The following is an 11399-nucleotide window of genomic DNA, read 5'->3' on the forward strand; positions in this document are numbered from 1 at the left end:
CCCGCCAAGCGCAAAGAAATTGGCCTGCCCCCCAAGGGTCTCGGGCGCAAGCCCCAGCACCTCGCCCCAGATCCCGGCAACCCCCGCCGCAACCCCCGAAAGCACCTCACCCCCGCCCAGATCCCCATGATCCACAGCAGGCAGACCACGACGATCAACCTTCCCGTTCGACGTCAATGGAAGACGCGGAAGGCTGATGAAGGCCGAGGGGATCATGTAATCGGGCAGCACGGCTGCCAGATCGCGGCGCAGATCCTCGGGCGACAATGCAGCCTCTGTTGCGCTGACCACATAGGCCACCAATTGCCGCACGCCCGGATGATCGTGACGCAGCATCACGCAGGCTTCGGCAATCCGGGGCAGGGCGCGCAGGGCGGCCTCGATCTCACCGGGTTCGACGCGAATGCCGCGGACCTTGATCTGGTCATCCTCGCGGCCGCGATATTCCAGCACGCCATCGGGCCGCCAGCGCGCGACATCGCCGGTGCGATAAAGGCGGGCACCCGGGGTTTTGCCGAACGGATCAGGCAGGAACCGGTCCGCTGTCGCGCCCGGTTGCCGGTGATAGCCGCGGGCCGGGGGCAGGCCACCGATATGCAAGGCCCCCCAGACCCCGATCGGGGCAGGTGCATCAGCGCCATCCAGCACATAGGCGCGGCTTTGCCAGACGGGGCGGCCAATCGGGGGCCGGTCGGGCCAATCCGCAGCCATTGCCACCGGCAACGCCTGTTCCGTGACCACATGGGTTTCCGAAGGGCCATATTGGTTGAACAGATCCGCCCCGTTCAGCAGCGCCAGCAGCGCCGCGCGATGTTCGCCAGTGACCAGCGCCTCGCCCGCGCTAATGATCTGGCAGGGCGGGGCATCCTTGGCGGGACCCAGCAACAGCCATTGCTGCAGCACTGCATTGGGCAGGAACATGCGGCGGACATCGTGCTGCGCCACATAGTCGCGCAACGCATTCAGATCGCGGTTCAGGCCCGGAGGGATCAGCACAAGGCATTGACCGTCGCAGAGCGTCGAGAAGATCTCCTGGAAGGAGACGTCGAAGTTCAGCGAGGCGAATTGCAGCACCGGCCCCGGCGCAGGCTGGGTGCTGCATTGCCAATGGATCAGGCTTTCCAGCGCGGCACGGGTCAGGGTCACGCCCTTGGGTGTGCCGGTGGAGCCGGAGGTATAGATCAGATAGCCACAGGCCAGCGGCTCGGTCCGAGCAGCAGGCGGCTGCGCCATCGTATCGATGCGATCCAGCGTGAGGACCGGACGACTAAACTCCGCCATCTGCGCGGCAAGGCCGGGCGTGGCAAGGATCAGCGCCGGCTCCGCATCGGCGATCATATGCGCCAGCCGCTGTTTCGGATAATCCGGGTCCAGCGGCAGATAGCCGCCCCCCGCCTTCAGCACGGCCAACAAGGCCACGATCATGGCAAAAGATCGTTCTGCCGCGATGCCGATTACCGTATCGGGACCCACGCCTTGCGCCAGAAGGTGATGCGCCAGCGCATTGGCCCGCGCCTCCAGCACCGCAAAGCTGAGCTGATCATCGCCCAGCCTGAGGGCAATTTCGGTCGGACGGGCGGCTGCATGGGCAGAGATGCGGGCAACAATGCCCGGCGCATCCTGCGGCATGACATCGCCGGTGGTGTTGAAGCCTTCCAGAACCTTTTTGCGTTCCTCGGCATCGAGCAGCGGCAGGGTGGCAAGCTTTTCCGTGGGGGCTGCCACGATGGCCGCCAGCAGCACCTGGAAGTGGCGCAGCATCCGTGCGATGGTATCGGCATCGAACAGATCGCTGGCATATTCCAGATTGCCCTCGATCCCCTCTGCCACTTCCTGCAAGGCCAGCGTCAGATCGAATTTGGCGCTGGTGCCCGCGACCGGCAGCGGCGTGATGGCCAGATCCTGCAGGGCAAGCCTGCCCGCTGGCGCGTTTTGCAAGACCAGCATGACCTGGAACAGCGGCGCATGGCTCAGGTGGCGTTCCGGTTGCAGCAATTCGACCAGATGCTCAAACGGCACATCCTGATGACCATATGCGGCCAGCGCCGTCTCGCGGCATTGATCCAGCAGGTCAAGGAAGCGCGCCTCGGGGTCGATGCGGTTGCGCAGGGTCAGGGTATTGGCAAAGAAGCCGATCAACGGTTCCAGCTCGGCGCGGTTGCGGTTGGCAACGGGGGTGCCGATCAGAATGTCGGTCTCGCCGCTATAGCGATGCAAAAGCACGGAAAACGCCGCCTGCATCACCATGAACAGGGTGGCGCCTTGCGCCTGTGCCAGTTGCCGCAAGGCGGAAGTCAGATCAGCGTCCAGGGTGAAATCTATCGCCGCGCCACGATGGCTTTGCACCGCCGGGCGCGGCCGGTCGGTGGGCAGGGCCAGAAGGGTGGGCGCCTCGGCCAACTGGTTTTGCCAGTAATGGATCTGGCGTTGCAGCCGGTCACCCGCCAGCCAGTCACGCTGCCACAGCGCGAAATCCGGATACTGGATCGCCAAAGGCGGCAGCGGATCGGGCTGGCCGTGACGCGCGGCGGCATAGGCGGTGGCGATCTCGTCCACCAGCAGACCGACGGACCAGCCATCGGCGATGATATGGTGCAGCACCAGAACCAGCACATGATCCTGCGGCCCCTGCCGCAGCAGCCGTGCCCGCAGCAACGGACCTTGCGCCAGATCGAAGGGGCGTGTGGCCTCGGCCTGACACAAGGCTTCGGTCTCGGCGCGGATGGCCTCGGGCGGCAGTTGCGCCAGATCGATCAGCGGCAGATCGAAATCGGCGGGGGCCGCGATCTCCATCACCGGCTGATGGTCTAGCAGGCGGATCACGCCGCGCAGCACATCATGGCGCGCGAGAACCGCCCCAAAGGCCCGGGTCAGCGCGTCGGCATCCAGCGGCCCGGACAGATGCAGCGCCGCCGGGATGTTGTAATGGGCGCGGTCGGGGTCCAGCCGATCAAGGAACCACAGCCGTTGCTGCGCGAAGGACAAGGGCAAGGGGCCCGCGTGATCGCGTTTCGGGATGGCGGTCCGGTGCGGCGCGGTTTCGGCCTGCGCGGCCGCGATGACCGGGGCAAGTCCGCCCACTGTCGGATATTCGAACAATGCCCGCAGCGGCAGATCGATGGCAAAGCGGCTGCGGATTTTTGACACGACCTGCGTGGCCAGCAGCGAATGCCCGCCAAGTGCGAAGAAATTCTCGTCATCCCCGAAGGTGTCCGGGGCGAGCCCCAGCACCTCGCCCCAGATCGCAGCAAGCTGTGCGGTCTGCGCATCGCGGGGGCCCGTTGTGCGGGTCAGCCGTTCGGGGGCTGGCAGCGCACGCCGGTCGATCTTGCCATTGGCGGTCAGCGGGAATTCTGCCAGCACCAGAATGCGCCAGGGCAGCATATAGGCCGGCAGCCGGGCGCGCAGCGCGTCTTGCAGCGCGGTTTCCTCGACCGGGCCGGTGACATAGGCCAGAAGTCGCGGCTCCGCCCCGGGGCTGAGCGTGACCAGCGCCGCCTCTGCCCCGGCTTCACGCAGGGCTGCGGCGATTTCGGCGGGTTCGATCCGGAACCCGCGCAGCTTGATCTGGTCGTCCACGCGGCCAAGATAGCTGATTGTGCCATCGGCCTGCATCCGACCCAGATCGCCACTGCGATAGATCCGCGCCTGTGCGGGGCCGAAGGGGTCGGCGATGAAGCGTTCGGCGGTCAGATCGGGGCGGTTGAGATATCCCTTGGCCAGACCATGGCCGCCGATGAAGATCTCGGCCGGCACCCCGGGCGGCACCGGCTCCAGCCGGTCATCCAATAGGCGCAGCACCGCGCCAGAGATCGCCCTTCCGATGGGCGGGTCGGCCTGCGCCGGGCCATGCGGCACCTCTTGCGCGGTGGCGATGATCGTGGCTTCGGTCGGACCATAGGTGTTCAGCAGGCGGATGCCTGCCGTATCAGACCGGGCGGACCAGTCGCTGACCTGTTTTGCGGTCAGGGCCTCGCCCCCCAACACCACCAGGCGCAGGCTGGGTGGCATTCCCGTGCTGGCCTGCGCCCAATGCTGCCAGAACTGCGTCGGAAGATCGACCACCGTGATGGCATGGCGTTGCAGCAGGGCGTCAAATTCCTGCCCCGCATCCAGAAACGCTTCGGGCCGCGCGATCAGCGTGGCCCCGGCCATCAGGCTGGGCAGAATTTCCTCGACCGCCGTGTCAAAGCCGGTCGCCGCGAATTGCAGCACCCGGTCTGCGGGGGTCAGCCCGCAGAGCGTGATGTGATGGGCCGCATGGTTCATCACCGCCAGATGCGGCACCACCACGCCCTTGGGCCAGCCGGTAGTGCCGGAGGTATAAAGAATATAGGCCGTGTCTTCGGGGCTGACCCCCGGCAAGGCATAGGCGGGCGCGGGATCAAAGGCGTCCAGCAACAGCGTCGCCGTGCCGCCATGCAGGGTCGCGTGGTGATCCAGATCGCTGATGATCAGCGCGGGCCGGGCGTTTTGCAGGATGAAATCACGCCGCGCCTCGGGTGCCTGAAGATCCAGCGGCAGCCAGGCGGCCCCCGCCTTCATCACCGCGACCATGGCCGTCACCAATCCGGCACCGCGTCCAAGCCACAGCCCGACCACGTCACCCCGACCGATGCCGCGCTGCACCAGCGCGCGCGCCAATGCGTCAGAGTGCCGATCCAGATCACCATAGCTCAGCCCGTCAATAGCGGGGTGATCGCCATCGCGCGCAACCTGTGCGGCAAAGGCGTCAAGGAACCGCGGCAGGCCTTCGGGTGCGACGGCAGGACCGGCGGCCAGCGCGGCGAGGCCCGCAGCCTCTGCCTCGGGCATCAGGCGCAGCGATTGCAGGGCCGCGCGCGGCGCGCGCACGATTTCGGACAGCAGATGCCCGAACTGCGCCGCCATCTGCGCCATGGTCTGCGGGGTGAACAGATCGGTCGCATATTCCAGACAACCTTCCAGCCGGCCGTTCTTTTCAGTCAGGCGCAGCGTCAGGTCAAACTTGGACACCTGGCTTTCCACCACCAGCGGCGAGGTTTTCAACCCCGACGCATCCAGATCATCCATCGGCGTGTTCTGCAGCACGAAAGCCACCTGAACCAAGGGCGAATGGCTCAGATGCCGCTCGGGCTTCAGGTGGTCGACCAAATATTCAAACGGCAGATCCTGATGGGCATAGGCATCCAGCAAACGGTGACGCACCGCGCGCAGGAAATCGTCGAACGAAGCATCGGGGTCGACATCATTGCGCAGGACCAGCGTGTTGACGAAGAAGCCGATCAGCCCCTCGATCTCGGCGCGGTTGCGGTTGGCGATATAGGTGCCAACGCAGATATCGCGCTGGCGGGCATAGCGCGACAGCAGCACGTTGAACGCGGCCAGCAGCACCATATAGAGCGTGCTTTGATGGCGGGCTCCAAGCGCATAAAGTTCGGCCACCAGCCGTTCCGGGATCACCAGATCCAGTGTGGCACCCTGATAGCTTTGCGCCGCCGGGCGCGGGAAATCTGTGGGCAGCGCCAGCAGCGGCGGCGCATCCTGCAACTGATCCGACCAGAAGGCCAATTGCTCTTGCAAGGTGCGACCTTGCAGCCATTGGCGCTGCCAGGCGGCAAAATCGACATACTGGATGGCCAAAGGCGGCAACGGATCGGGCTGACCGGCGGCAAGCGCCCGGTAGATCGCCACGAATTCGGTGACCAGCACCCCCATGGACCAGCCATCCGACAGGATGTGGTGCATGTTGAACAGGATCACATGATCCTCAGGTGCCAGCCGCAGAAGGGTGGCGCGCAGGGGCGGGGCCACCTCCAGATCAAAGGCGGTGCGGGCATCGGCCAGGGCCAGACGCCGGGCCTCGACCATCGCCTCGGATGGGGGCAGATGCGACAGGTCGATCAGCGGGATCTGCAGACGGAAATCCGGCTCGATGATCTGGGTCGGGCGCGCTTCACGCGTGATGAAACGGGTGCGCAGGATGTCATGGCGCGCCACGATCCGGTTCAGCGCCGCCTCCATCGCGGCGATATCCAGCGGCCCTTCCAGACGGGTGGGGGCCGGGATGTTGTAGAACGGATTACCGGGTTCCAGCTGATCCAGGAACCACAGCCGCTTTTGCGAGAAGGACAGGTCCAGCTCGCCCTGGCGGTCCGTGGGCTGGATCGCTGTCATCACGGTGCCGGCCTGACTGGCGACCAGCGTATCGACCAGGGGCGCAAGTTCCGCGATGCTGGGCTGATCGAACAGGATCGCGCGCAGCGGCACATCGACGCCAAAGCGCGCCCGAATCTTGGAAATGGCTTGTGTCGCCAGCAGCGAATGCCCGCCAAGCGCAAAGAAACTGTCATCGGCGCCGACCCGGTCCAGCCCCAGCAACTGTGCCCAGATTGCGGCCAGGGCCTGTTGCGTCTCGCCCTCGGGCGGGGTGAAGGCGTCATCCGACCGGCTCATGTCGGGCAGGGGCAGGGCGCGGCGGTTCACCTTGCCGTTCAGCGTGACCGGCAGCGCATCCATCCAGACGAAATGCGCGGGCACCATGTAATCGGGCAGGCTGTCCAGCAATGCCTGACGCAAGGCATCGCTGTCGCGCGGGCCATCCCCGGCCACCAGATAGGCCACCAGCCTGCGGTCATTGGCAATATCATCGCGGGCAATCACCAGAGCATCGCGCAGACCGGGCTGCGCGCGCAGCCGGGCCTCGATCTCGCCCAGTTCGATGCGGAACCCCCGGATCTTCACCTGATCGTCGATCCGGCCCAGATATTCGATGCTGCCATCGGGCAGGAACCGTGCCAGATCGCCCGACCGATACAGCCGTGCCCCGGGCGCGCCAAAGGGATCGGGGATAAAGGCCTGCGCCGTCAGATCGGGACGATGGACATAGCCGCGTGCCAGTTGCACCCCGGCCAGCATCAGTTCGCCCGCGACCCCCACCGGCACCGGATTGAAGGCCGCATCCAGAATATACATCCGGCAATTGGCAAGCGGCCGCCCGATCGGCACCGAAAGCAGCCCCGCATCGGCCCGGCAATCCCAGCTGGAGATTTCAACGCTGGCCTCGGTCGGGCCATACATATTGCGCAACTGCACATCCGGCAGCAGCGCCATGAAGCGATCCTGCAAGGCCAGGGGCAGCGCCTGCCCCGAACACAGCACCTGCCGCAGCGAGCGAGCCCCGGCCAGATCGGCCAGATTAAGGAAAAATTCCAGCATCGGGGGCACGAAATGCATCGTGGTGATGCGTTGATCGCGGATCAGCTCGGCCATATAGGCCACATCCTGATGTCCGCCGGGCTTGGCCATCACCAAGGCCGCGCCCGAGATCAGGGGCCAGAACAGCTCCCAGACCGAGACGTCAAAGCTGTAGGGGGTCTTTTGCATCACCCGCTCGTCCGGGGTGACACCAAAGGCATGGGTCATCCAGAGCAGCCGGTTCGCCACCCCGCCATGCGGCACCGCGACGCCTTTGGGCCGCCCGGTGGAGCCGGATGTATAGATCACATAAGCCAGATTCTGCAGGCCGATCCGACAGGGCAGATTGCTGTCCTCCGCCGGCAGGCGCTCAGCATCGCGGTCCAGCAACAGGATCGGGCAATCCAGCGGTGGCAGGTGGTCCTGCAAGGCCGCCACGGTCAGCACCGCAGAGACCCGGGCATCTTCGGCCATGAAGGCCAGGCGGTCGGCGGGCAAGGCCGGGTCCAGCGGCACATAGGCCGCGCCGGCCTTATGAATGCCGATCAGCCCCACCATCATCTCGAACGAGCGTTCGATGCACAGGCCCACCGTGCAATCGGGGCCGATGCCCATGGCCAGAAGGCCTCGCGCCAGACGATTGGCGCGGGCGTTCAGCTCGGCAAAGCTCAGCCGTTCATCGCCGCAAATGATGCAATCGGCATCGGGATTGCGCGCAACCTGCGCCTCGAACATCTGGGGCAGGGGGGCAAGGTCGGGGAAGGCAAGGCCGGTATCATTCCAGACCTCGATCTGCTGTGCGTGCTCGGCCGCGCCAATCATCGGTGCCGCCAGCACATCCTGTTCGGGCTGTGCCATCTGCGCTAGGCAGCGGCCATAGGTATCGGCCATCCGCGCGATGGTGGCCGGGTCGAACAGATCGGCGGCATAGTCAATCTGCGCCTCGATCCCGCCCGCCACGGGCCGCAGCGCCAGCGTCATGTCGAATTCAGACCGCACGATCCGGGGCGGCACCGGACGTGCCTTGACGTTCAGGAAGGGCGGTTGCGCGGCCTCGACCCCGTCCAGTCGCAGCAAGACCTGAAACAGCGGTGACTGGTTCAACCGCCGCTCCGGCTGCACCGCCTCAACCACCAGATCGAAGGGCAGGGCACCATGATCCTGCGCGCCCTTCAGCGCGGCTGCAAATTGCGCGCGCAGATCGGCAATGGTCATGCCGGTCTGAACCTGAACCCGCAGCACCGCCAGATTGCCAAGCGGGCCAACAAGGGTATCCGCCCCCTCCTGCTCGCGCTGCGGCAGCTCGATCCCGATACACAGATCGGACTGGCCGCTGAGCCGGTGCAGCATCAGCGCATAGGCGGCCCCAAGATCCAGATCATCCGCCGACTGCGACACGAACCATTCGTGCCGCGCGCCGCGATGGGTCTGCACCGGCGGGCGCATATGATCCATCGGCAGGGCCAACGCCTGCGGTGCATCGGCCAGCCTGTCTTGCCACCAAGCGGTCTGTCCCGCCTGCACGGCGCCCTGCATCCAACCCTCGTGCCAGCGCACCAGTGCCGCATGTTGCAACCCCGGCGCGGGCAAGGGCGAGGCAAAGCCCTCGGCATAGGCGGTATAAAGCGCCGCCAGTTCCCGCATCAGAAGGGGGACAGAATGGTCATCGGCGATGATCGCATGTATCGCCAAGACCAGAAGGTGGGTGTCCTCATCCTCGGAGATGAGACCAAGCCGGAACAATGGCCCCGTCATCAGATCAAAGGGCGCATCGGCCAGGGCCTGCGCCTGCAGATCCATATCCTGCAGATTTTGCGCGGTCTGCTGCACGGGCTCCACCGGGGTGAGCGGCATCAGCCAGGCCGTGGGCACCCCGTCTTCAATGGCAAAGCGATAGCGCAAGACCTCGTGCCGCCGGGCCAGCTCGGTGGCGGCCCGTGCCAGGACCTCGGGCCGGATCTCGCCATCCAGCGCCAGAATCCGGCGCCGGTTGTAAAGGGGATCGCCCGGCGCGAACTGGTCCAGATAGAAGGCCCGCGCCTGCCCCTTGGAGATCGGCATCGCCTGCGCGGCCATTCCGGCGGCTGCGACATGCGCGGCCTTCTCGGACCGTGCGCGGGTGATTTCCTGCGCCAGCTGCGCGATGGTCGGGTTTTCAAACAGCGCCCGCAGCGAGACATCGACATCAAGGCGCTGATGCAGCGCCGAAATCACCTGCGTCGCCAGCAGGGAATTGCCGCTCAGTTCCATGAAGTTGTCATGGATCGAGACGCGCTCCATCCCCAGCAGCTCTGACCATAGCGCAGCCAGCGCGGCTTCCGTCTCATCGCGCGGCGCGGTGAAATCGGATTGCGCCACCTGCCCCTGGCTTTCCCAGGACCACAGCGGCGCGAATGCGCCGCGCGCCAGCAGATCGGCGCACCGATACCGCTGGATCTTGCCGCTGGTGGTGCGCGGCAGATCGCCGGTGCGCAGCAAGACAATTGCGCCCAGCTCGGCAATGTCATGGCGTTCCAGCAGAAGGCTGCGCAGATGTTCGGCCAGCCCTTCGGTCACCAGATCGCGTTTGCCCAGAACTTCCTGCAGGATCACCAGCTGGGTCTGCCCGTCGCGTTCGCGGGCGATGACCGCACAGCCCGAAGCGCGGAAGGCCGGATGCGCCGCCTCGACATCCGGTTCGATATCCTGCGGAAAGACATTGCGCCCGGCCAGCGTGATCAATTCACGCAGGCGCCCGGCGATGAACAGCTCACCCCCGTCGACAAAGCCCAGATCGCCGCTGCGCAGATAGCCGCCCTGCCCATCGACCACCTGCCCGAAGACACGGGCGCTATCCTGCGGTTTGCCCCAATAGCCTTGCGCGACAGACCCGCTGCACAGCCAGATCTCGCCGGTTTCGCCCGGTGGCAGGGCTTGCCCTTCGGGGCCCACGATCACCACATCCGAAGCGGTGCCATGGCTGACCAGCGCACCACGATGCTGCAGGATGTCCTCGCGGCCGTCCTCCGCCCCCGTCATCATGCGCGGCATCTGTCCGGGCTGGCGGTTTTGCAGGGCACTGACCAGAAGCGTCGCCTCGGCCAGCCCATAGGCGGGGGTGAATGCCCCGGGGTCAAACCCCTGCCCGGCAAATGCCTGTGCAAAGGCCCCCAGCGTTTCGGCGCGCACGCGTTCGGCACCGTTGATCGCGACCCGCAGGCAAGACAGATCGAGCCCTGCCTTCTGCGCCTCCTCGATCCGGGTGGCGCACAGCTCCCAGGCAAAGTTCGGCGCGCCGGTGACGGTGCCGCGGAAATCGCTGATCGCCCGCAGCCAGCGTTCGGGCCGGGTCAGGAAGGCCAGCGGCGTCAGATGCACCGCCTGCGCGCCGACAAACAGGCTCGACAGAATGCCGCCGATCAGGCCGAAATCGTGATGCGGCGGCAGCCAGGACACGATGACATCCTCGGCCACCAGACCAAAGGCCGCCTGACAGCGCGCCAGATTGTCCAGCGCATTGGCATGGCTGACCATCACCCCCTTGGGATCGCCGGTGGATCCAGAGGTATATTGCAAAAACAGCAGATCCTCGGCCCGTGTCGCCGGGCGCTGCCATTGTGCCGCGTCTTCGGCTGCCGCATCGGTCAGCATGGGCAGTTCGGCCAGTGGTCCGGCAAAAGCCGCCATCCGTTCGGCCAGTGCGGGCGAGGTCAGGATCAGCCGCGCCCCGGCATCCCGCGCGATGAGGTCCAGACGCGGCAGACCCTTCACCGAACTTGGCGAAACGGCTGGCACCGCCACCACCCCGGCAAAGACCGCAGCGATAAAGGCCAGAACATAATCCTGCCCCGGCGCATGGACGATCAGCACCCGATCGCCGGGCTGGGTCTGCTGCTGGATGCGCCCGGCCAGGGCTCGGGCCTTCTGGCCCAGCTCGGCATAGCTCAGATCCTGTCGGCTGTCGCCTTGCAGAAAGGTGAAGGCCGGTTTCGCACAGTGCGCAACCTGCTGTTCAAGCAGGTCGAGATAGGTATCCATAGCCATCGGCCGCTGCCCCAACTAGATGAATTGGTAAAGTCAGGCCGGGATGCCGGCCTGGCAGGATGTTGGACTATTGGGCCGCGGCTCTTTTGGCTTTTCGCGTCTCGACCCTTTTTCGGATTTCGTTCACATCTGTTACGGGTGTTGCTGCGAAGAGTTGTCGGGTATAGGGGTGCTGTGGGTTGGCGAAGAGGTCATCGCGG

The 11399-nt window shown here is 65.7% G+C and carries 2 protein-coding genes; both read right to left on the reverse strand.

Features of this window, described 5'->3' with window-relative positions:
- Positions 1-11199 (reverse strand): non-ribosomal peptide synthetase (locus GBJ34_RS19705; RefSeq protein ID WP_151720889.1); only part of this gene is annotated, 11199 nt, incomplete at its 3' end.
- A gap of 67 nt (positions 11200-11266) precedes the next feature.
- On the reverse strand, positions 11267-11399 hold a 133-nt coding region (locus tag GBJ34_RS19710; protein WP_449727763.1), incomplete at its 5' end, for an ABC transporter ATP-binding protein.

It is taken from the genome of Gemmobacter serpentinus (genome assembly GCF_008973825.1).
GTDB classification, from domain to species: Bacteria; Pseudomonadota; Alphaproteobacteria; order Rhodobacterales; family Rhodobacteraceae; genus Gemmobacter; species Gemmobacter serpentinus.